This is a genomic window from Sphaerospermopsis kisseleviana CS-549 (genome assembly GCF_028329225.1).
Taxonomy (GTDB): Bacteria; Cyanobacteriota; Cyanobacteriia; order Cyanobacteriales; family Nostocaceae; genus Sphaerospermopsis; species Sphaerospermopsis kisseleviana.
In genome coordinates this window covers 40,604-64,369 of the sequence record NZ_JAQMTI010000062.1, presented here as the reverse complement: position 1 = coordinate 64,369, position 23,766 = coordinate 40,604, and the positions used below count along the sequence as shown (strand labels likewise).

Genomic DNA, 23,766 nt, shown 5'->3' with positions numbered 1-23,766 from the left:
TTAATTTTAAATCCTAGAATCTTATTAATTATTTATAAGCAAAAATAAATTGTTCAAAATTTTATAGATATTATATGTCACTTTATGGTAGATTCATGGTAGTCAGTCTAGTAAATAAATTATAAAAAAACTTGTTATCATACTTGAAAACGAAAGGATGATATATTCAAAAAACTTCCCGGATCAATGTCCTCCATCAGAATCCAATACTGCATCAGGAGAATTTTACAGATTTATTAAAAAGGCACATCCAAAACCCCTACCAGAAGATTTTTTATCTTGGCGGCAAGAAAATCCAAATAAGGAATGTCCTTCGGGTCTATCTGAGTGTCAAGCTTGTGGAGTGTCGGTTCATTCATGTTTAGATGATGCTAAAAATCTCTCTCGTCGTATTCCGAGTTTTAAGAATAGGAAAATTGCTAGGGGAGTTTTGAATGAAAAACTAGGACAAATCCAACCGACTCCATCAAGAAATGAAAAATCCCATCATACTTGGTGGATACCTGAGAATACTGCACCTGATCAATTTTTTGAATTAATTGATATAAATAAAGAAGATTCTACTAACACATAATTTATAGCCATGAGTTTTTTGCCGGAAAGGACAATATTAGGACAACTTGAAATCATAGAAGTTTATGACTTTTATGATAAACCTGTATTGTTTTCCTGCAAAAATAAATCAGGATTAACTTTTATTGTAGTTTGTGTAGATAGTTCAGATTTTGCTGAAATATGGCTATATGCTCCTGTATCTTCATCTCGTTTTCAGAGTGTAATTAAAGGTGACGTGGAGCTTAGACATATATTTGCTGAGACAGAAGATGCTTTTGTCTATCAAGTAGAAATTCCTTATGAAGATGAAATAAATGTGATTGTTAAAAATATTGAATGTAATCAAATACCAGATGATTATTTACCAGAATTAGGACAATTTATTCAATCTGAATTTCAGAATATTGAAAATATTGAAGTAGTTTCTACGCAGAAAAGAAGAGAAATTTTAGATTTTGTTTTAAAATTTCCAGATAAAGATATTCAGGAAGCTCCTGTGGGCGATCTGGGTTTAATTTTATCTTCATTGCAAGAAACAATTGATGCGATAGGACAAATAAAGTCAGGAAAATCAGAAAGTCATATCATACCATTTGAGATCAAGCAAAAGACTCAAGTTGTCATGTCCGGTGTATTTAGCGGATCATTTGGAATACGTCTAGAAGGTACTGTGTATGAGGAAGATAGTTTAGGTTTAGGAGAATCTTTTTTGGGACAATGTTTCAAAGAATTTATACAACTAATAAATTTAGGAGCAAATTCAGAAGAATTACCAGCTAAACTAAATATTCTCAAAAAGAAAACTGCCTTTAAATATACTGAGTTTTTAATAGCTTTAACCAGAATTGGTATCAGTAAATTACACATAAATTGGGCTTCCCCTGGTCAAAAGGTACAAGTGGGAGAAATAGAGCAAGAAACTATATCTAAGGTGATTGATGTCATTAACAATACTAAACTAAGAGCAGAAACAGAAATTTGTGTCAAGGTGAAATTAACTCAGATTAATTACAATACTAGAACCACTACTTTACAAGAGGTAGGTTCTCGCAAAAAATATAAATGTTCTATAGCTGATTCTGCTATTAAAGATGTAAAATCTATTGAAGAAGATTCAGTTTATGTGGCAACTATTCAAGAGTATGCAATTGTCTCTACTGTTCTTAATAAGGAAAAGCACGAGTATGAATTATTAAGTTTAAAGTTAGAGGCAGAATCAGAAAATACACAAGCTTGAGATGATTACGTTATTGCGTTAAATAATCTCTCATGCTGCAATTTCCTCCTTAGCGAGTTCTCCTTTATCTACTGTTAATTCTCCTGTAAAGGCTTTTTGTAAGATGCTTTGTTTTAGTTCTTTTAATGCGGCGATTTTTTGGCGGTAGATATTTTCAAGGCGATTAGATTGTGACTCTAACTGTTTTAAATCTTGTATACAGTCTCTTTGTGTCTGAATTGGTGGTAATTCACTTATTGCAAGTTCACGAATATCTTTCATATTTACGTGCTGAACTGTTGCCCCTGTAGATTTAGCCAAAAGTCGTTTCTGCATGAGTGGATGCAGTAATAAAAAAGCTAAATATTCAGAATCTACACTCTTTTTATTTGGTCGTATTAGTACAGTTCTTTGTCCTAAGCAAACTTTGTATCCTTCAGGAATAACACCAACATTTCCTGCGGGTGCTTCTCGTGCCAAAATTAAATCTCCTGGTTCTGGTTTACCACGTCTTGTCCACATCTTATATGTTTCTTCTGAAACACGATTAACATTATCAAAAATCAGATAACCCTTACCAATATTTGGAGTGCGGATCGAAGGTATTCCTGTTTCTTGAGTCGGTGCAGTTTTATGCTCACAGTCAATAATCAAGTCGGTAATACATGATAAGGTTTGCGTTGGTTTATTGGAAGCTACTGCAAATAGTTTGAAATTTAGATAACTTTCAAATAGTTCCCGTGCATTGCTGAGGTTTTTTTCTGTGTTGCTTATTGCTCTATCAATCCCCTCAAATGCTTCATCCAATATTGCTACAATTCTCTTTTGTTCTGGAAGTGGGGGAACTGGAAAATCAAATTCAAATACAGCAGTCATATTTGCTCTAGGCATCCTTGCGCCAGTGCAAGTTTTATTGATATTGTTTACAGTTGAATCCATTAATAACCAATATAGAAGAAAATTTTTGCTGAGACATTCACTAGGTTTAATTGGGAAAATTTCAGTTGAGCAATGTCCTTCAAAATTTGGTGCTAATACTTTATTTAGATATGGTCTAAGTCTTCCATATAAGATATGATTAGGATTGAATCTAAATGTTGAACTTTTTACAGTTTGTGGTTGATATGATCCAATAAATCTAGCAGTATTAGATTCAATATTTTCCATACCAACATAAGGTAAATTATTATAAATACCCTGATTCTTTTCTATTTCACAAATTTCACCAAGTTTTTTAACCTCCCATCCCTTTGGCAACTGTCCACTACCAACTGTCAACTGCATATATTCCCCTGTTAACTATCAACTGTCCTGAAAAACAATAGTAAAACCTTCTTGGGTAAAATGTTTATCATGAGTAAGAATTTCAGAAATACCTAATTGCTGCATGACAATCATTGAAATACAATCAGTCAGACTATAACCTTTATCTAATCGGTTGGCATAGAGTTTTACACCTGATTCTATGAGGGATGAATCTACAGCAATAATCTCAACATTGGGCGCAGCTTGGATTTGTTGATAAAAATTCACCACACCTTGTTTCAGGTATGGATCACTTTTACCAAAAAAATTTAGATATTCAACTAATACTAAATCAGTTGTTACCAGAGAATAATCCTTGGTTGATGTACTATAGGAGCGTACCTTTTTATGCCATTGATCTTTAGCATGAATGAGAGCAACCCAGTAAAAAGTATCGGCAAAGAAAGTTTGCATTATTCCTGTGGAGTACCATAGAGATAGTGATCAAGATTAGCCGCCGCATCATTAGGAAGAAGATCAAAAGATTCTTCGGGAATAGTGGCAATAATATCATCAGCAATTTCCCAAAGAGGTTTATCTGATTTTTTCGCCTCGTTTGGAGATGGAAAATCAGATCCGTTCTTTTTTGAGAGAATAAATTCTAAACAGGATTGAAGCAAGGTTTCTGGTGCATATTCAATTTCCTGGAGCAGTCGTTCTTTGAGAGTCATAATATTAGTTATATAGAAAACTTTGACAAAGATTACGGGAAAGATTACAGGATTTAATCTAATTGTAGCTCCTGTCCATGCCACAGTCAAATTTTTTGCCTACCTCATTTGTCTAACCAATGCTTAAACAATGACATCAAAAATTTACCTAACACAGTATATCACTTTTCAACTGTCAATTGTAAAATACTAGCTAAAATCTCCGCACTTTCCAGATCCAAAACTGTAATTTCATCTAAAATATCCTGGGGTTCTCTTAACATCACTTCTTCCCCCTTAGTGGGATTCTTCACTGATAAATCAAACGACTCCTGATCAATATCAGCAACATCCACAAACCAAGACTTTTCCGACTCTGCAAAAGTAGCTTGTAACTCCACAAACTCCCGTAAATCATCATCATTTAAAGGATTAGTTTTCCCCAAACTTCGCCCCGGATCTAATTGATAATACCAAATCTTTTTAGTCGCCATTTGTTCATTTATAGACTTACCTTGATTAAAAATCGGTGTAGTCTGAATAGCGTCTAAAGGCGTTCCCTGAGCGGAGTCGAAGGGAACTTTCTCAAAAAATAAAACTACAGTTTTCACCCCCGCCCCGATAAAAGTCCCCCCAGGACAATCTAAAATAGTATGCAAATTACAACTACTCAAAAGCTCTTGACGCAAAGCACGGGAAGCATTATCAGAATTAGAAAGAAAAGTATTTTTAATAACTATCGCTGCCCTACCACCAACCTTCAACATTTTGATAAAATGCTGCAAAAATAAAAACGCCGTTTCTCCAGTTTTAATATTAAAATTGTTCTGTACTTCCTTCCGTTCCTTCCCCCCAAACGGCGGATTAGCTAAAATCACATCAAAACGCTCTTTATCTTGAACATCGCTGAGATTTTCTGTTAAAGTATTAGTATGAATAATATTCGGGGCATCAATCCCATGTAAAATCATATTCATGATGCCAATAACATAAGCTAAACTTTTCTTTTCTTTCCCTGTAAAAGTATTTTTTTGCAGTATTTCCAGTTGTTTAGTAGTTAAATTACCCCTGGGTTGAGCGAAGCCGAAACCCTGTCTTAAATAATCATAACTTTCACATAAAAAACCCGCCGAACCACAAGCACCATCATAAATTTTTTCACCGATTTTCGGCTTGATCACCTGAATTATTGCCCGAATTAAAGGACGTGGTGTATAATATTCTCCACCATTACGCCCCGCATTTCCCATATTTCTGATTTTCGCTTCATAGAGATGGGATAACTCATGTTTTTCCTGCTGGGATCTAAATCTTAATTCATCAATAAATTCCAACGCATCCCGCAAACTATAACCACTTTGAAACTTATTTTTTATCTCGCCAAAAATTTCCCCAATCTTATATTCTATGGTATCTGAACTGCTAGATCGTTCTTTAAAACTTCTTAAATAGGGAAATAATTCACCATTTACATAATTGATTAAATCATCCCCAGTCAAGGCATGATCATGATCTAACTTACCCTTTTCATTTTTTGGTGCTGCCCAAACAGACCAACGATGTTTTTCATCAATAATAAATGTATAGGATTCGCTACTTAATTCCGCTTTTTTAAATCGTTCCTGTTCTAAATCATCCAAATACTTCAAAAATAATAACCATGAAGTTTGTTCAGTGTAATCTAACTCTGTAGTACACCCGGCCTCTTTCCAGAGAACATCATCAATATTTTTAAAAGTTTGCTCAAACATTTACTGTACTGTAGGATTTTTAATATTAATGGTTTAGCTTAAAATATTACACCAAAACTGATCAGGCAAGTTAGCAAAAAATTATACATGATAAAAAAATCGGGATGACTGGATTCGAACCAGCGGCCCCTTCGTCCCGAACGAAGTGCGCTACCAAGCTGCGCTACATCCCGTAAAAAAAATATGCTTATCAAGACTAGTATATCATAACCATAGCAAAATAAAAAAACAAAATATTTTATAAAGGACTTTGCTTGCTAGGATTATAGTTGTATAACTTCAGTAAACAAAGCGGATTGTGACTGTAAAACCAGACTGGTTGCGGGTAAAAGCACCGCAGTGGGAGCGCGTTGGTAACGTTAAAGAAATTTTACGGGATTTAGCCCTGAATACAGTTTGTGAAGAAGCATCCTGTCCCAACATTGGCGAATGTTTCAACGCTGGAACTGCTACATTTTTAATTATGGGTCCAGCCTGTACCAGAGCTTGTCCTTACTGTGATATTGACTTTGAGAAAAAACCCAAACCCTTAGATCCCACCGAACCCGCAAGACTCGCGGAGGCTGTTCGCAGAATGCAGCTAAATCACGTCGTGATTACTTCCGTGAACAGAGATGATTTAGTAGATGGTGGTGCGTCCCAGTTTGTTAAGTGTATTAACGCAGTTCGTGAAGTATCACCCAAAACTACTATTGAAGTGCTAATTCCTGATTTATGCGGAAACTGGGATGCACTAGAAATCATACTCCAGGCTAAACCAGAAGTCACAAACCATAATACAGAAACCGTCCGACGTTTGTATCGTCGAGTACGTCCCCAAGGTGACTATCAAAGAACGATGGTTCTGTTAGAACGTACTCACCAAATTTGCCCTAGCACTTACACCAAATCTGGTATCATGGTCGGCTTAGGTGAAACAGATGCCGAAGTTCGCCAAGTCATGCAAGATTTACGATCAGTAAAATGTGATATTTTGACCATTGGGCAATACCTCCAACCCAGTCAAAAACATCTGCAAGTTACTGATTTTATTACTCCTGAACAATTTGCAGCTTGGCAAGCTTATGGTGAAGAAATCGGATTTTTACAAGTTGTTTCTTCCCCCTTGACAAGAAGCTCCTATCATGCTGAACAAGTCAGGGAATTAATGAAACGTTATCCCAGATAGGGGACTGGTGACTGGTGACTGGTGACTGGTGACTGGGGAGAAAATTCTTTCCCTGTTCCCTGTTCCCTTCTTCCCCAATTACTAATTACCAATTACCCATTATCCATTACCCATTACCAATGACCAAAACGATCGCTATTTTAGGTGCAGGTGCTTGGGGTACAACCCTGGCAAATTTAGCACGTGCAAATGATCATCAGGTGCGTTTATGGTCACGCCAGGGTGATCTTTCCTTAGAGGATGTTGTTAAAAATGCCGAAATAGTCCTCTGTGCTATATCTATGAAAGGTGTACAGGATGTAGCGTTATCGGTTAAATCTTGTCAAATATCTCCACAGACAATATTTGTCACCGCTACCAAAGGTTTAGATGCGAAAACAACCCGTACACCTTCCCAAATTTGGCAAACCGAATTTCCTGATCATTCCGTAGTTGTCCTTTCAGGTCCTAATTTATCTGAAGAAATTTCTCAGGGTTTACCCGCCGCTACCGTAGTAGCCAGCAAAAATACCGCTGCTGCCCAAGTCGTGCAACAAGTCTTTTCTTCTGGACGTTTTCGTGTGTATACTAACTCTGATCCGGTAGGTGTGGAACTAGGTGGTACACTCAAAAACGTGATGGCGATCGCATCTGGTGTCTGTGATGGTTTGCATTTGGGAACTAATGCCAAAGCAGCTTTAGTAACTCGCGGCTTGACAGAAATCATTCGTATTGGTAAAGTTTTGGGCGCAAAAACGGAAACTTTTTATGGTTTATCCGGTCTAGGAGATTTGTTAGCCACCTGCAACAGCCCGTTAAGCCGTAATTATCAAGTCGGCTATCAGTTGGCCAGTGGAAAAACGCTGACAGAAATTCTCGCCTCTTTACCAGGAACCGCTGAAGGTGTAAACACTTGTCAAGTTTTGATGCAAATATCCCAGGAGCAAAATATTACTATGCCTATTACTGAGCAGGTTTATCGGTTATTGGAAACTCAAGTTACACCCAAACAGGCATTAGATGAACTCATGTTAAGAGATACTAAGCCAGAATATCACCAATAAATTAATGGCTTGCACCATGCTCCACTATAAGCATTATTTCGTAACTCACATCTGCTAATTACCAAATAATCACTAAAGAAATTGTTAAATCGTCAGGAAACTACTTCCCCCATCATGTAAATATAACTATGTAGTTTATCAACAGCAAAATTACTAGGGATAGAATTGTACATAGTTATGAAAATAACCGTAAATATTCCTAGAACATCTCAGTTAACTAAGTCAGTGATTACCGCAAAAAGCAGGTAAATGAAGTCAACAATTGATGTACTTTTTATTTACTTTCCCTATGTACCAAGAAGCTTTGACTGCTATACAGACTTTCGTCCTTAGAGAAGTTCCACCAGAACATCTCTACATACCGCTACTGTGTTTCCAGCCTGGCTGTAGCTAGAAACGTCTATGAGTTCAATCAAAAACCTACAGTCACCCAAAAAATTCGGTAAAAGTGTATCCCTAAGTGAGTTCAAGAATCTAATTTTATACCATTAATAATTTTGGTTGTAGCTTAGGTAGGGTAAGTTGAGTTGTGTACTAGCGAATTATATTCGCCTTCGCCACCTACTTTTCAGACAGCCCCGCAGAATTAGTACAATCTTCCTTCTGCAAAGAATTGTACTGCAAAATTCAATTGTGTTATTTCATCGTGAATTACGGGAACAATAGCAACAGTTGATGATCTGACCGTAATTTTAGCGATTTTAGCTGACCGTAATCTATTAGTACCTTCACAATTAAGACATTATGCCCGCAACATCTTTTCACACAGATGCAGCCTACGATTCCCAAAAGTCTAACCTAACATTAGACTCTGATCTCAATATTGATGAGGGTGATTTGTCCCTAGATGAACTACAAGATATAGAAATAGCTGCTGTTGATCCTCATAACTTGGCTGCAAATAATACCAACCGTCGTAGTACAGACCTAGTACGTTTATACCTTCAAGAAATTGGCCGAGTACGTTTGTTAGGGCGGGATGAAGAAGTTTCCGAAGCTCAAAAAGTACAGCGATATTTGCGGATGCGGATCGTGCTTGCTAACGCAGCAAAACAAGGTGACGCTGTAATTGCCCCTTATCTGAATTTAATAGAAGTTCAGGAGCGTTTAGTATCTGAATTAGGACACCGCCCCTCATTAGAAAGATGGGCTAGAACTGCTGGCATAGAATTATCCGAGCTTAAGCCTACATTATCAGAAGGTAAAAAACGCTGGGCGGAAATTGCCAAGTTGACAGTAGAAGAACTTGATGAAATTCAATCTCAAGGACTTCAAGCCAAAGAACACATGATCAAGGCTAACTTGCGCCTTGTAGTATCTGTTGCCAAAAAGTATCAAAATCGTGGCTTGGAATTATTAGATTTAGTACAAGAAGGTACTTTAGGATTAGAACGAGCAGTAGAGAAATTTGATCCTACAAAGGGTTATCGTTTTAGTACCTATGCTTATTGGTGGATACGTCAAGGAATAACCAGAGCGATCGCTACTTCCAGCCGGACAATTCGCCTACCTGTTCATATTACCGAAAAACTCAACAAAATCAAAAAAGCACAACGGAAAATTGCTCAAGAAAAAGGTCGTACACCTACTTTAGAAGATTTAGCACTTGAGTTAGATATGACACCTACCCAAGTGCGGGAAGTTTTGTTGCGAGTTCCTCGTTCTGTTTCACTAGAAACCAAAGTAGGGAAAGACAAAGACACCGAGTTAGGAGATTTATTAGAAACTGATAGCGTTACCCCAGAAGAAATGTTAATGCGAGAATCTTTACATAAAGATTTGCAGCATTTACTAGCAGATTTAACCACCCGTGAACGTGAAGTGATTCTGATGCGGTTTGGTTTATCTGATGGACATCCCTATTCATTAGCCGAAATAGGCCGCGCTTTAGACCTCTCACGAGAAAGAGTACGACAAATAGAATCCAAAGCCTTACAAAAACTTCGCCAACCCAAGCGCCGTAACCTCGTCCGCGACTATTTAGAATCTTTAAGTTAGGGTGATTGGTGATTGGTGATTGGTGATTGGGAAGATGAATAACCCAATGCCCCATACCCCATGCCCAATAACAACTAACAAACATTCTCAATAAGTTAGGATTGTTGCAAATTGCTCCTAATATTTGTTATATTCTCAATTAACAGGCTTTGTTGAGAAAATTTAGTATGACTGTCTACACAACTGGTTCACTTAAGGCAGAACTAAACGACCGAGGCTGGCGTTTAACTCCTCAACGAGAAACAATTCTACATATATTTCAAGAACTTCCCCAGGGTGAACATTTAAGTGCTGAGGATCTTTATCATCGCCTAGAGAGTGATGGTGAGGGTATCAGTTTATCAACCATCTATCGCACCCTCAAATTAATGTCCAGGATGGGAATTTTACGGGAACTAGAGTTGGGTGAAGGACATAAACACTATGAAATTAACCAACCTTATCCCCATCATCACCACCATCTGATTTGTGTTCGTTGTAATACTACAATTGAGTTCAAAAACGATTCAATTTTGAAAATCGGTGCAAAAACAGCCCAAAAAGAAGGTTATCACTTATTAGATTGTCAATTAACTATTCATGCTGTTTGTCCCAAATGCCAACGGGCATTAATGCCACTTTAGCTAATGTGTGATTGGTGATTGGTGATTGGTGATTGGTGATTGGTGATTGGGCGGATGAATAACCTAATGTTCAATGCCCAATAACTAATTTTCTTCTATAGCTGCTTCTGCTTCATGGACTAAATTTCTCAAATTTTCCAAAGTTTCTAAATTGACATCTTCCCATAAACCTCGTTTGTGTGCTTCTAGCAACCTTTCAGCTATATCTCGCAAAGCCCAAGGGTTTTTGTTGTGAATAAACTCACAAACTACAGAATCTTGTAAATAATTATCTACAATTCCCTGATACATATAATTTTCCACACATTGGGCGGTGGCATCGTAGGCAAATAAAAAATCTACCGTTGCTGCCATTTCAAACGCGCCTTTATAACCATGACGCATTACCCCTGCTATCCATTTCGGGTTAACCACACGGGAACGATAAACCCTAGTAATTTCTTCTTTGAGTTTACGGACTTTGGGTTGAGATGTATTAGCATTATCACCAAAATAAGTTTCGGGGTTTTTGCCTTGGAGAGAACGAACCGCAGCAGTTAAACCACCTTGAAACTGATAATAGTCATCAGAATCAAGTAAATCATGTTCTCGATTATCTTGATTATGTAGAACAACCTGCATTTTTTTTAATCTTTCGACAAATACTTCTTGAGAGGTGACAGTATTATTATTCTCTGTTCCCTTGTAAGCGTAGGAACTCCAGTTGATGTAAGCTTGGGCTAAATCTTGATCAGTTTGCCAGTTTTGGGAAGAGATTAAACCTTGAAGTCCAGCACCATAAGCACCGGGTTTAGAACCAAAAACCCGATAAAGCGATCGCTCTTTGGCATCTTCTAAACTTAAACCTTGTTGTGTCCATAAATCAATATCTTGCTTTACCGCACCTACTAACGGGTTTTCCTCCTCTGGTTCATCTAAACTTGCAACCGCTGCCACTGCTTGAGAAAATAGATCAATTAAATTAGGAAAAGCATCACGGAAAAATCCCGAAATTCTCAAAGTCACATCAACACGGGGACGACCTAAAATTGATAAAGGTAGAATTTCAAAATCTACTACTCTTCTAGCTGCACCATCCCAAATCGGTTGCACACCAAGTAAAGCTAAAGCTTCCGCAATATCATCTCCTCCTGTTCTCATGGTAGAAGTTCCCCAAACTGATAAACCCAGAGTTTTGGGATATTCTCCATGTTCTTGAGTGTAGGTTTCAATGAGATTTTCTGCTGCTTTTCTGCCCACATCCCAGGCGGTTTCTGTAGGAATAGCGCGAATATCTACAGCATAGAAATTTTTACCTGTGGGAAGAACTTCTGGCCTTCCTCTTGTCGGTGCGCCAGATGCAGCACTAGGAACATATTTTCCATCTATTCCTTTAAGTAAGTTGGTAATTTCTTGGGTTGTGTTTTTTAATGCTGGAAGAAGTTTTAATTCTATCCAGTTAAGGACTGGTGACTGGTGACTGGTGACTGGTGACTGGGAATTGATGATTTTTTCGACTAAAAAAGCGGCTTCTTCTTCTAATAGTTCAATGACATCGCCGTGGGTATGACAAGATTTAATTTGCACGCAGAGACGCAGAGGCGCAGAGAGAGTTTCAGGAGGATGAAATTTATTACTATATTCTGTTGTTAAAGGATCGAAATCTAAACCCCAATTTTCTGCGATCGCACGGGTAATTCCGATAGAATGACGGTTGGGGATGCGGGCGATCGCAATGATTAAATCTCTTAGTTGTCTACCTTGGGGAACTTGTCCGAAAATGTGTAAACCGTCGCGGATCTGTGCTTCTTTGAGTTCGCACAAATAACCATCTAAGGAGTTTAAAATTAAACTTTCAAAGTTTACAATATCCTTTTCATCAGTGATACCTAAATCTTTGTAGAGATTTTCTTTGATGACTAATTCTTGAATGCGATCGCGTAATGTGGGTAAACGAGAAGGATCTAATGTTTCTGCTTCGTAATATTCATCAATTAAATTTTCTACCTGTTGCAATGCTCCATATAATTCCGCCCGTGTCATGGGTGGTGTCAGATGGTCAATGATGACTGCTTGAGAACGACGTTTAGCTTGTGAACCTTCACCTGGATCATTAACAATAAAAGGATATAAATGAGGCATGGGACCAAAGGCTATTTCAGGATAACAAGTATTAGATAAAGCTACACTTTTACCTGGTAACCATTCTAAATTGCCATGTTTTCCGACATGAATGATCGCATCACTGCCAAAAATTTCTCTTACCCAATAATAAAAAGCCAAATAATCGTGAGTTGGTTCTAAATCTGGTGCATGATAATTTAAACTCGGATCATTTTCATAACCCCTTGATGGTTGAATACCTACAAAAACATTACCAAATTGAATACCGGAAATCGCCCAATTTTGGATTTTAGATTTTGGATTTTGGATTGGATCAGAAATTGGTAATCCCCATCTTTCTGTGATTCCTTGTTGTACAGGTTTAGGTAAAGTAGTAAAATACCTTTGATATTCTTCTACAGAAAGACTTTGATTTACTCGTTTCCAATCTTTTCCTTCTGGATCATTGGTAACACCAGCAGTTAAAATTTTAATTAACTCATCACCATCAGCGGGGATATCGCCCACATCATAACCAGCCGATTTTAAGGACTTGAGGATTTCTACACAACTAGCAGGAGTATCCAAACCTACGCCATTAGCCAGCCTACCATTGGTGTTGGGGTAATTTGCCAAAATTAGAGCTAGACGACGTTCTGAGGGCATTTTATGGCGTAATCGGACCCAATTTGCAGCCAGTTGGGCAACAAAATCAATGCGATCGCTCACTGGTTCATAAACGACTACATCAGTTTCCAAGTCATCATTGCGAGTTTGCCAACTTTTAAAAGAAACCGCCCTAGTAATAATCCGCCCATCTACCTCTGGTAAAGCCACATTCATGGCCATATCACGGGGAGTTAAACCCTGTAACTGTGCTTCCCACTGTTCCACTGAACTAGCACAAAGAATCACCTGTAACACTGGCACATCTAACTTTTCCCACAGTTCAATTTGCGGTGTTTCCGTCTCCAAACGTGCTAGAGAAAAACTGGTAGTGTTTAATAACAGGCTAATAGGTTGAGAATCTTCAGGTTGAAAAAACTTGATTAACTCATCAGTTACACCTGGTTCACGTAAAGAAGAAACAAAAATCGGTACAGGTTGTAAATTTTTCTTGATTAATGCAGTACATAAAGCATCAATAACTTTTGTATTTCCGGCTAAATAATGGGCGCGGTAGAATAAAATACCTATTTTGGGTAATTGGGAAAAATCTTCCCCCTGCTCCTCTGCTTCTTCCTCCCCTGCTCCCTGTCCTTTATACAATCCCACACGGGGAACAGGTTGTGGTTGTGGGGGGTTGAATGTGGTTAAGAGGGAAATATCAGCGATAAAAAGTAGAGCATTCAGGAAATTTTCTATACCACCTTCCCGGAAATACTGCCATACTTGGTTAACAAGTTCAGTAGAAATAGTTGATTTTGATATTAAATCTGGATCAAGAGCGTCGTCTCCAGGCATTACAATTAAAGTTATGCCATTACTTGCGGCAATTTCCTGCACCACTTCCAAACCATACGCCCAGTAGGAACTTCCTCCTAATAGGCGCAAAACAATTACCTGGGCAAGTTCTAAAACTTGTTCGCCATAATTATCAATACTGATTTGTTGCTGTAGTTGCAGCAGGTTAGCAACTCTAATTTGAGGAAATTCGGCAGGTAATTTTGGTACTGTTGCTGCTAAAGTTTGAATGTCGGTGTCAGCAGCAGTAATCAAAACGAAAGGGGCTGGGGTTTGTTCCAGAAGAACTAAACCGTCTGACTGATTCCATCCGCCTGGTGTGGCACTTATACGATGCATAATTCTTTATTACTACCTTAAACTGTTGATTAGTACACAATCACAAAAAACCAGGAAAAATCCTGCAAGTCCTACGAACAGGCTAAGACGATGGGAAGATAGGGAGATGGGAAGCTGGGGAGGTAAATAACCCCATTACCCATTACCCATTCCCCATTACCCTACTTAGGTATTCCGCCCATCTCATTAGAATTTTGAAAATGCTTAGTTCTCCCGATTTGAGCTTTTCTCGAACCTTGCCTTTAAGTATATTTAATCGGCTTGGCGAGTTGTTGCACCAGATGGCTCAAGCAATAGGCAGTGCTGCTTTGGTACTTACAGAAGCTGTGCTGGCGCGGATTCTCATTCCTGTTGAGTGGCAACAACAACGATTTACGCTTGTAGTTTCTGAGCGATTTAGTGCGCTGTTGTTAGGCAACATAGAGGCAGGGGAAGAGGGAAGTAGGGTAGCACACAAGGAAGATGTTACCTTAAATTGCTTAAATGCTAGTTTGACATTTAATTCCCAAGCGATCGCTGCTTTTGTATCTAATTTAAGAAATTTATTTGAGTCTCATTCTTACACTTACAAAAACATCACACAATATCAACAAGTTCTTGCTCCTAATGATGCAACGCTGCAAAGTAAATTTACCCTATTGTTATTGGAATATCTCCTCCCACTTGTTAACAAGGACTCACAAACATCTACTATTTCCATTCTCACGGAAGGTTTTAGTTGTAAACCTGTAGAAGATGCTCTCACAAAACAAATTGCCCAAGAACGGCTGTTAAATAAGGTAACAACGCAAATCCGTAAAAGTCTAGATTTGCCTGTAATTATGGACACGGCAATTACTCAAGTACGTGAGTTTTTGGAATTAGATAGATTAGTCATCTATAAATTTTTATCATCTCCAGCTAATACGCAAAACACATCTCTTAACTGTCAATATTTAGCACCTACTGTAGTCAACTCTAAACTTACAGAACAAGACCGTCAACAGTATGGGGGTTGTGTAGTATATGAATCTCTAGGACAAGATTCGATTACCTCTGTTTTGAATTTGCAAGAAGAAAACTGTCTGAATCGAAATTCTGGATCTTGGGAAAAATATCACCAAGGTTTTACTTTAGCAGTAGATGATGTAGAAAAAACCTATTCCCTAGAAGATTGTTTATTGAATTTTTTAAAGAAGAATAAAATAAGGGCAAAGTTGGCAGCCCCGATTATTTTTGAAGATAAACTTTGGGGTTTATTAATTGCTCATCAATGTCATACTCCTCGTAATTGGAGTGAAAGTGAAAAAAGCTTGTTGTCATCAGTTGCAGAACAGTTAGCTATAGCTATTCATCAATCTGAATTAATGGGTTCTTTGCGAGAAGCTACACGCACTTTGACTCAAGAAAAACAAACTTTAGAACAACGAGTAATTGAACGGACAATGGCACTGCGAGAAGCACTTTTAGCAGCAGAAGCAGCCAGTCGTCTCAGAAGTGAATTTCTCGCTACTATCAGCCATGAATTATTAACTCCTTTAACTTATGTTATTGGGATGTCTTCTACATTATTGCGCTGGCCTTTGGGTGAGTTAAGTCAACGACAACGGGATTATTTACAAACTATCCATGACAGCGGAGAACACCTATTAGAAATGATTAATGATATCCTCGATTTATCACAGATTGAGGCGGGGAAAACAGTATTAAATATTGCTGAATTTTCTTTAGTGAAGTCAGCAGAAAAGATATTAGACTCTTTATTAGAAAAAGCAACCAGTGAAAAAGTTACCCTGAAACTTGATTTACAAATTAATTCTACCAGTGATATTTTTCAAGCTGATTCTGGAAGAATAGAACAAATTCTTTGGAATTTATTAACTAATGCTATTAAGTTCACCCCAGAAGGTGGTAATGTCACGTTACGTCTATGGGTAGAAGAAAATACCGCTGTATTTCAAGTAGAAGATACTGGAATTGGTATACCAGAAGAAAAATTACCATTACTGTTTGAGAAATTTCAACAACTTGATACTCCCTATCGTCGTCGCTATGAAGGTACAGGAGTTGGTTTAGCTTTAACTAAACAACTGGTAGAACTTCATCGGGGTCGAATTGAAGTAGAATCAACTGTAGGTATGGGTTCAATTTTTACTGTTTGGATACCAAAACAATTAAAATAATTGATAATTGATAATTGATAATTGATAATTTGTAATTCAAAAAACTCCAATTACCAATTACCAATTACCAATTACCAATTACCTCAACATCAAACATGATTAATTTAGAAAAAGGATTAATAGTTTCCTGTCAAGCACCTGTAGAGTCACCATTACATGATCCTTATATTATTGCCGCAATGGCACAAGCCGCAGTGAATAATGGTGCTGTAGCCGTGAGAATTGACACACCCAATCATATCAAAGCCGTGCGGGAAAAAGTCAATGTACCAATTATTGGACTTTGGAAACAAGTAATAGCAGGTTCTGATGTATATATTACCCCCCAGTTTCATCATGCTGTAGCAGTGGCTGAAGCTGGTGCTGATATTATTGCTATAGATGCAACTACTAGATATCGTCCAGGTGATGAAAAATTAATTGATATTATTACCCGCATTCATCAAGAATTAGGTAAACCAGTCATGGCAGATGTGGATACATTTACTTCTGCAAAATTAGCTGTTGACGCAGGTGCTGATATTGTTGGTACTACTCTTTTTGGGTACACTGCGGAAACTAAAAATTTTGCCCCTCCTGGTTGGGAACTTCTCACACAGATAGTAGAAAAATTAGATACCTTTGTTATTTGTGAAGGTGGTATTTCTTCCCCCAAAGAAGCAAAAAAAGCATTGAATTTAGTAGGTGCTGATGCAGTTGTAGTTGGTACTGCAATTACTGGTATTGATTTGCAAGTGAAAGCTTATGTAGAAGAAGTCAGTAGGGGCGAAGTAGGGGCGAAGTAGGGGCGAAGCATTCGGAAAATAGCCTGTGATAAAAATTGATAATTGATCGTCCGAATGCTTCGCCCTTAGAGGTTGTTTGAAAAGTATTAGATGAAACCGATAATCTCTAGAAACCTAACCCCCCTTCCCCCCTTCCCTACAAGGGAATGGGGGTTTCAAAGCCTCTCCCCGCGTCGGGGAGAGGTTTGGAGAGGGGTTTATTTATACATTAAAAACTTTTCAAACATCCTCTTACAGGAAAATAAGCTGTTACACAGCTAAATTGTATAATCCTAATATTCTGAACTCTTGTTTAACAGGCAAGATGCCTGTTCCACTTATACAAATTAAATGCACAACAGCTTAACCTTAGACAAAAATTGATCATTGATTGCCCAATGCTGATGCTTCCAGCATACTTCGCAAACGTCCGTACAGACGTGATTGATATTAGTTGGGAGCTTTGCGATCGCTACTCCAAGCCCACCAAGCACAACCACAATGACACAGGTAAAATTCTTGCCATTTGCGACGATTTTCTGGTGTTGTCACAGGCGATCGCCGATTTAACCAAACTTGTACCGCTTCTCTACTGCTAGAGTGACATTTGGGACAGCAAAATTCATAAGCGTGAACTGCTTGATTTGTCCATTCTGGTGGTGTGGGAGCAAAAGCGTCCATATAAATATTTTCAGTAAAGTTTTAGTAGTAAATTAATATACATAATAATATTATCTCTAATAATGAAAATGATAGAGCCAAATATTGAAATTCGCCGTTTGTTAGATGTCATGCCCGCTTCTGGGCGAATGATGACGAAAATCGTCAGTAAACCAGAGCAAAACAAGGTCATAGATGCCGCTTTTCCCTTACCCTGGAGTCAGGATAGACCAATATATATTAATTTTGATTTGTGGCGACGCTTGACAAAACCACAGCGAGATTTACTACTGTTACATCAGGTAAGTTGGTTAACAGGGGTGAAGTGGATACAACCAGACATTTATCAAGGAGTGTTTTTAGCAGGGTTATTGGGTGGAGTAGTGGAAGCTGCTCAGTCTGATGTGATAGGTGTAATTATAGCTGGGGGATTAAGTGCTTTCGCTGGGGTGCGAATCTGGCGCATCAATCAATCCCAAGCATCACAATTAAAAGCCGATACAACAGCCGTTTTTATCGCCCAAAGACGGGGTTATTCAGAAGCAGAAGCAGCCCAACATTTGTTAACTGCCATTGAAACAGTAGCAAAAATTGAAGGGCGTTCTGGTTTAGATTTTAATGAATTAATTAGGTGTCAAAATTTAAGAGCGATCGCTGGTTTATCACCTGTAGGTATTCCAGATAACTATAGTAAGTGACAGGGAACAGGTGACAGGGAACAGGTGACAGGTGACAGTGTGAAAATTCTTTGGGAATTGAGGTTTTATTAATGGTTTACGCCAATTTGAGCTAACAAAATTTGAGCTAACAATAAGAGGAAAACAACATTGACATTAGCATTAGGCATGATAGAAGTATATGGTGTTCCCGCAGCAGTGGAAGCAGCAGACGCAATGTGTAAAGCAGCTAGAATCACATTTGTAGGTTATGAAAATACCGATTTAGGCAGAATTACAATTTTAATTCGTGGTGATGTGGCCGAAGTAAAAATGGCAGTCACAGAAGGATTAAAATCAGTTTTAAAAGTGAATGGTGGTGAGATACTTTCCCATCATATTATTCCCCGTCCCCATGAAAATTTAGAATGTGTTTTACCAATTTATCAAAGTTCTAGGATTAACCAATTTAACACAGATATCCGTTTTCCTCCCCCATTAAGTAATTAATTAGGTTGACTATAGAAATTCTATAAGATGGTAATAAGCCAAATGTGTCATTTGATTTTTATCTAACAATGGAAAATTATCCCAGGCTTAATTTGATTGAACCGCAAAGGACGCAAAGTACACAAAGGTAAGAGGTTTTTAGAGACTTATGTCAGATTTTAATAATTACATCCAAGATTTACAAGACAAGATTAAACATGGTGGTGAACGTAGTCATTACTCTAGTTTGGAACGTCTGATAGAGGGTTTGATTATTGGTGTTAATGTTATAGTGGAAGAAAAAGGTAATCAAGCTGGTATTCCTGACCTGACTATTAGAAAAAATGATCGGGTTGTGGGATATATTGAGGCTAAGGATGTTAATGTTGATATTAGTAAGTTAGATAAATCTGAACAAATTAAACGCTATTTAGAATCTAATATTGGTTATAATTTTATATTAACAAATTATCTGGATTTTCGTTGGTATGTAGATGGTGAATGTGAAAAAATAGCTAAATTAGCTAATATCAAAGACAATGAAATTTCTTTGGTTGATGATTTACAACCGATAACAGAATTATTACAGTCATTTATTAATCAAAAAGCCAAAGACATTAATAACTATTATGATTTGGCTAAAGCAATGGCAACTTATACTAAAACTATCAGAAATGCTATTGCATCATCTTTGATTATTGAAACAACTACGGACGAATTAAAAGAATTAAAAGAATTAAAAGAACCATTTAAAAAATTACTACTTTTAGATATAGATAACGCTAGTTTTGCGGATATGTACGCCCAAACTATCGCTTATGGTTTATTTACTGCAAAAATAAATCATGCAAATAATCATGCACAAAACCCAGGAGATTTTGTTTTTAACCGCACCAATGCTAGTATTTATATTACTGAAAGAATACCTTTTTTAAAAGGGTTTTTCGATATAGTAATTAATGCTAATGGTGCTAATAGTGTTAGTAAAATTCACAAATCAATTGAAAATTTAATAGAATTATTTAACACAATAGATATGACCAATATTTTAGAAAATTTTGGTCGAGAAACGCGAACAGAAGATCCGGTTTTGCATTTTTATGAAACATTTTTAGCAGCTTATCAAGCATCTTTAAGAAAAAGTCGCGGTGTTTATTATACTCCTGAACCTGTAGTTAATTTTATTGTGCGTGCAGTTAATGATATTTTAACTGATAGAAATATTTTTGATTTAGAATACGGGTTAGGTAATAGACGAGTAACAATTCTTGATCCTGCAACGGGAACAGGGACATTTTTATATGCAGTCATTAAACAAATGCGTGATAATGTTGCTAAATATGGTGTTGATAGATGGAATCTGTGGTTAAAAGATGCAGAAGTTTTAAATCGTTTATTTGGATTTGAATTATTAATGACTGCTTATACAATAGCACATTTAAAATTAGGTTTATTATTAGCAGATTTTAAATATGAGTTTGCACCGGATGAAAGGTTAAAAATCTATTTAACTAATGCTTTGGAAGAAGGGATAAAACAAGGTGATTTAATTCCTGGTATTACTCAAATTATCGCGGAAGAATCTAGTCAAGCTGCAAATGTGAAAACAGAAATTCCGATTATGGTAGTATTGGGTAATCCTCCCTATTCCGTGAGTTCACAGAATGCGAGTAAACGCAAGAGAATTTTAAATCAAGATGAGAAATATTTAGCAGATGTTGAATATACGGGTTTAGTGTGGAATAAAGTTTTAAAAAATGGTAAAGCTGGAAAAACAATTACAGAATTAACCCATATTGGGGAACTTTTAGAATTATATAAAGGTAGGGTGAGATTAGAAGGTGAGAAAAATATTCAACCTTTAGATGATGATTATATTAAATTTATTCGGTTTGCACAATATCAAATTCAAAAAACTCCTCAAGGTTATGGAATTATCGGTTTTATTACTAATCATTCGTATATTAATGGTTTGATTCATCGAGGAATGAGAGAGGAGTTATTGAAATATTTTGATACTTTATATATAATGGATTTACATGGTAATTCTTTATTAAAAGAAACCTCACCAGATGGGGGTGTTGATGAAAATGTTTTTGATATTCAGCAAGGGGTAGCGATTTTAATTGCTGTTAGGGAAAAAAGCGCACCTGATTATTTTTCTACTGCTTATAAGTCTAGAGATGGGGTGAAGGAGTTAGCGCAGGTTTTCTATTATGATTTGTGGGGATGTCGGGAGGAAAAATATAATTTTTTAGAGTCTACAAGTTTAGATAATGTTAATTGGATAGAGGTTAAACCTACTGCACCTAATTATTTTTTTGCACCGAAAAATTTTGATTTAGCTACAGAATATAATCAAGGTTGGAGTGTTACAGATATTTTTCCTGTAAATTCAACAGGTGTTAAGACTCATCGAGATCACTTTGTTATAGATTTTGATTTACAACAATTACGTAAAAGAATAGAAGATTTTAGAAATTTAGATATAACAGATGATAAATTAGTTAATATTTATGATCTGCGAGATACTCGTGATTGGAAAATTAGTATCAAAAGAAAATTATTATCTAGTAATCTAGATTGGATGAATTATTTTACTACTTGTTTCTATCGTCCCTTTGATACAAGGTTTTACTATCATCATCAGGATGTCGTAGAGTTAACTAGAAATGAAATCATGCAAAATGTAAATAAATTAAATAATATTGGTTTGATTTTATGTCGTCAACAGTCTCAATCTGGAGAATGGAGTTTAGTGAGTGTTTCTGATCAAATTATAGAATGTTGCGCTATTTCTAATAAAACTAGAGAAACTAATTATTTATTTCTCCTGTATACATACCCAAATACAGATAATGATCAAACAAATCTTTTTGTAGAAAAAACTCCTAATTTATCTACTCAATTTTTAGAAGCGATTAAAAATAAACTTGGTAAAACACCCACCCCAGAACAAATATTTTACTATGCTTATGCTATTTTTCATAGTCCTACTTATCGCAGTAGATACGCTGAATTTCTCAAAATAGATTTTCCCCGTCTTCCTTTGACAAGTAATCAAAATCTATTTAATGCTTTAGCAAACAAAGGAGAAGCATTAGTAAATTTACATTTAATGAAATCTGATCTTCTGAATAATTTAATTACAACATATCAGGAAATAGGAGATCATCAAATTACTGAAGTCACCTATAATTCAGAATTACAGAGAGTTTATATTAATAAACAGAATTATTTTACAGATATTCCTCAACATATCTGGGAAGTTAAAATTGGTGGATATCAAGTTTTAGATAAATGGTTAAAAGATAGAAAAAATGCTAAACGCAAATTATCAAATGATGAAATTATCCATTATCAAAAAATCGTGGTTGTGTTAACTGAAACTTTACGTATTATGGAAGATATTGATCAAATTATTCCTGGGTTTCCGATTGAGTAAATGAGGTTTTTGTCAGAATCAGGATATCCAGGATTTGAGGATTTTCAGGATTTTTATTGGGATTGTGTTCAAGATGATTTGGAGATTGTAATAATATAGTATTTATCAAAAAACATTTAAAATCTTTATATCGAAAGTAATATAATCATATTCTGAAAATATTAAATATCTCCATCCTGAAAATCCTTAAATCCTGGACATCCTGATTCTGACAAAAAATATTTAATGTTTTAATCCTGGACATTCTGATTCTGACAAAATATCTAACCCCACAACCTCCTCCCCCCTTTCCCATTTAATCTTTCATGGGTATCATTTAATAAAGCAGGAATATCTAAATTTTCAGGACATTTCGGTAAACAATCACCGCATTCTGTACACCGATTTCCTTTCATTCCGGGAAACCAATGACCCGCATTTTCAAACATTGCATAACGATATTTTCCATAATCAATCATATCATAAGCAACTGCCAAATTTCTTAATCTTAAAACTTCAGGAATATTGATATTTTCAGGACAAGGTAAACAAGCATAACATTGACTACATTTATCAGTTCCTAAAACTTGATTCTTTTGATTTTCTAAGTTTTTAAAAACTTTTATCTCTTCTGTTGTTAACTCATTAATATTATGAGAAACTGCCAAAGGTGCAATTAATTCTTCTGGAGTTGCAGCACCGACGCTTAAAGTTGTAATTCTGGAATCACTCAATAAAAACCGATAATTTAATTCTAAAGGTGTGAAAGGTTGACACAGTTCTTTTAATTTGTCTGGTGGTGTGTAAAGTCTTCCTCCTTTATCAGCAGGAGAAATAATAAATACACCCATATCTTTTTTTGTAGCTGCTTCAATCGCTAAATTATTACGTTGGAAAAAATAATAATAATGCAAATTCACAAATTCAAATAAATCTGTATTAATTGCTGCCAAAATAATCTCTAAAGCACCATGAGTAGAGAAACCAATATGTTTAACTCTGCCATCATTTACAGCTTCATGAACAGCTTGCATACAGCCATTTTTAGCTTCTACCCATTCTAAATGTTGCTTAGTATTTAAACCATGAATACCCAAACAATCTAAATAATCTAAATTTAAACGTTGTAAAGATTCATCAATGTACTGATGCATGGTGTCAGCATCAGCACAGGGAGGAATTTTAGTAGTGATATATAATTGATTTCTTGGTACTGATAAACCGCTTTTTATTGCTGTACCTAAATACTCCTCACTTTTACCATAACCTCTAGCAGTTTCTATGTGATTGATACCTAAAGATAAAGCTTTTTCAATAGTTTGATGAGCAGTTTCTACGTTATTTAAATAACGCATTGTTCCCAAAGAAAACACTGATAATTTTAAATTTGTTTTACCAAAACGTCGATATTGCATAA

General features: G+C 36.4%; 18 protein-coding genes and 1 tRNA gene. 11 read left to right on the top strand and 8 right to left on the bottom strand.

The window, feature by feature from the left end; all coding sequences use genetic code 11:
* Nucleotides 1-157: 157 nt before the first annotated feature.
* On the top strand, nucleotides 158-574 hold the full coding sequence (locus PN497_RS04480; protein WP_272109703.1) for a hypothetical protein: 417 nt from the start codon (nucleotides 158-160) through the stop codon (nucleotides 572-574).
* Between the two features lie 9 nt (nucleotides 575-583).
* On the top strand, nucleotides 584-1,792 hold the full coding sequence (locus PN497_RS04475) for a DUF6575 domain-containing protein (RefSeq protein ID WP_096572166.1): 1,209 nt from the start codon (nucleotides 584-586) through the stop codon (nucleotides 1,790-1,792).
* Nucleotides 1,793-1,822: 30 nt separating this feature from the next.
* On the opposite strand, the gene PN497_RS04470 is transcribed toward PN497_RS04475, so the two are convergent.
* From PN497_RS04470 to PN497_RS04450, 5 genes are all read right to left on the bottom strand, one after another.
* Nucleotides 1,823-3,055: a restriction endonuclease subunit S gene (locus PN497_RS04470; protein ID WP_096572165.1), complete on the bottom strand. Its 1,233-nt coding sequence runs from the start codon at nucleotides 3,053-3,055 to the stop codon at nucleotides 1,823-1,825.
* Between the two features lie 18 nt (nucleotides 3,056-3,073).
* A complete protein-coding gene (locus PN497_RS04465; RefSeq protein WP_096572164.1) occupies nucleotides 3,074-3,490 on the bottom strand; it encodes a type II toxin-antitoxin system VapC family toxin in 417 nt (138 codons plus the stop codon).
* On the bottom strand, nucleotides 3,490-3,747 hold the full coding sequence (locus PN497_RS04460; protein WP_096572871.1) for a hypothetical protein: 258 nt from the start codon (nucleotides 3,745-3,747) through the stop codon (nucleotides 3,490-3,492). The genes PN497_RS04465 and PN497_RS04460 overlap by 1 nt, the downstream gene beginning before the upstream one ends.
* Nucleotides 3,748-3,908: 161 nt before the next feature.
* Nucleotides 3,909-5,477, bottom strand: a complete 1,569-nt coding sequence (locus PN497_RS04455) for a class I SAM-dependent DNA methyltransferase (RefSeq protein ID WP_096572163.1) — start codon at nucleotides 5,475-5,477, stop codon at nucleotides 3,909-3,911.
* 99 nt (nucleotides 5,478-5,576) lie between these two features.
* Nucleotides 5,577-5,650: transfer RNA gene (locus PN497_RS04450), tRNA-Pro, on the bottom strand.
* A 125-nt stretch (nucleotides 5,651-5,775) separates the two neighbouring features.
* Here PN497_RS04450 and lipA point away from each other — a divergent pair.
* The 4 genes from lipA to PN497_RS04430 all read left to right on the top strand — a co-directional run bounded on the left by lipA (nucleotide 5,776) and on the right by PN497_RS04430 (nucleotide 10,309).
* The gene (lipA, locus tag PN497_RS04445; protein WP_096572162.1) at nucleotides 5,776-6,645 is read left to right on the top strand and encodes a lipoyl synthase; all 870 of its coding nucleotides are present in this window, start codon (nucleotides 5,776-5,778) and stop codon (nucleotides 6,643-6,645) included.
* Nucleotides 6,646-6,764: 119 nt separating this feature from the next.
* Nucleotides 6,765-7,688, top strand: a complete 924-nt coding sequence (locus PN497_RS04440) for an NAD(P)H-dependent glycerol-3-phosphate dehydrogenase (RefSeq protein ID WP_096572161.1) — start codon at nucleotides 6,765-6,767, stop codon at nucleotides 7,686-7,688.
* A 744-nt stretch (nucleotides 7,689-8,432) separates the two neighbouring features.
* On the top strand, nucleotides 8,433-9,686 hold the full coding sequence (gene sigC / locus PN497_RS04435; RefSeq protein ID WP_096572160.1) for an RNA polymerase sigma factor SigC: 1,254 nt from the start codon (nucleotides 8,433-8,435) through the stop codon (nucleotides 9,684-9,686).
* A gap of 167 nt (nucleotides 9,687-9,853) precedes the next feature.
* On the top strand, nucleotides 9,854-10,309 hold the full coding sequence (locus PN497_RS04430; protein ID WP_096572159.1) for a Fur family transcriptional regulator: 456 nt from the start codon (nucleotides 9,854-9,856) through the stop codon (nucleotides 10,307-10,309).
* Nucleotides 10,310-10,393: 84 nt separating this feature from the next.
* Here PN497_RS04430 and cobN read toward each other — a convergent pair whose 3' ends face one another.
* On the bottom strand, nucleotides 10,394-14,194 hold the full coding sequence (gene cobN, locus PN497_RS04425) for a cobaltochelatase subunit CobN (protein ID WP_096572158.1): 3,801 nt from the start codon (nucleotides 14,192-14,194) through the stop codon (nucleotides 10,394-10,396).
* Between the two features lie 200 nt (nucleotides 14,195-14,394).
* Between cobN and PN497_RS04420 the strand changes: the two genes are divergently transcribed.
* A complete protein-coding gene (locus PN497_RS04420) occupies nucleotides 14,395-16,356 on the top strand; it encodes a GAF domain-containing sensor histidine kinase (protein ID WP_096572157.1) in 1,962 nt (653 codons plus the stop codon).
* Nucleotides 16,357-16,451: 95 nt separating this feature from the next.
* The gene (locus PN497_RS04415; protein ID WP_096572156.1) at nucleotides 16,452-17,141 is read left to right on the top strand and encodes an N-acetylmannosamine-6-phosphate 2-epimerase; all 690 of its coding nucleotides are present in this window, start codon (nucleotides 16,452-16,454) and stop codon (nucleotides 17,139-17,141) included.
* Nucleotides 17,142-17,570: 429 nt separating this feature from the next.
* Here the strand turns inward: PN497_RS04415 and PN497_RS04410 are convergent, their stop codons facing one another.
* Entirely contained in the window at nucleotides 17,571-17,801 is a 231-nt protein-coding gene (locus PN497_RS04410; RefSeq protein ID WP_096572155.1) for a hypothetical protein, read from the bottom strand.
* 71 nt (nucleotides 17,802-17,872) lie between these two features.
* On the opposite strand from PN497_RS04410, the gene PN497_RS04405 reads away from it, so the two are divergent.
* The 3 genes from PN497_RS04405 (at nucleotide 17,873) to PN497_RS04395 (ending at nucleotide 22,370) form a co-directional block, all read left to right on the top strand.
* Nucleotides 17,873-18,478 carry a DUF3318 domain-containing protein gene (locus tag PN497_RS04405; RefSeq protein WP_096572870.1) on the top strand — a complete coding sequence of 202 codons (606 nt, stop codon included), beginning with the start codon at nucleotides 17,873-17,875 and terminating at the stop codon, nucleotides 18,476-18,478.
* A 129-nt stretch (nucleotides 18,479-18,607) separates the two neighbouring features.
* Nucleotides 18,608-18,946, top strand: coding sequence for a carbon dioxide-concentrating mechanism protein CcmK (locus PN497_RS04400; protein WP_096572154.1), 339 nt, complete (start codon nucleotides 18,608-18,610; stop codon nucleotides 18,944-18,946).
* Nucleotides 18,947-19,094: 148 nt separating this feature from the next.
* Nucleotides 19,095-22,370 carry a type ISP restriction/modification enzyme gene (locus PN497_RS04395; RefSeq protein WP_096572153.1) on the top strand — a complete coding sequence of 1,092 codons (3,276 nt, stop codon included), beginning with the start codon at nucleotides 19,095-19,097 and terminating at the stop codon, nucleotides 22,368-22,370.
* 263 nt (nucleotides 22,371-22,633) lie between these two features.
* Here PN497_RS04395 and PN497_RS04390 read toward each other — a convergent pair whose 3' ends face one another.
* Nucleotides 22,634-23,764, bottom strand: coding sequence for an aldo/keto reductase (locus tag PN497_RS04390; RefSeq protein WP_096572869.1), 1,131 nt, complete (start codon nucleotides 23,762-23,764; stop codon nucleotides 22,634-22,636).
* Nucleotides 23,765-23,766: the final 2 nt, after the last annotated feature.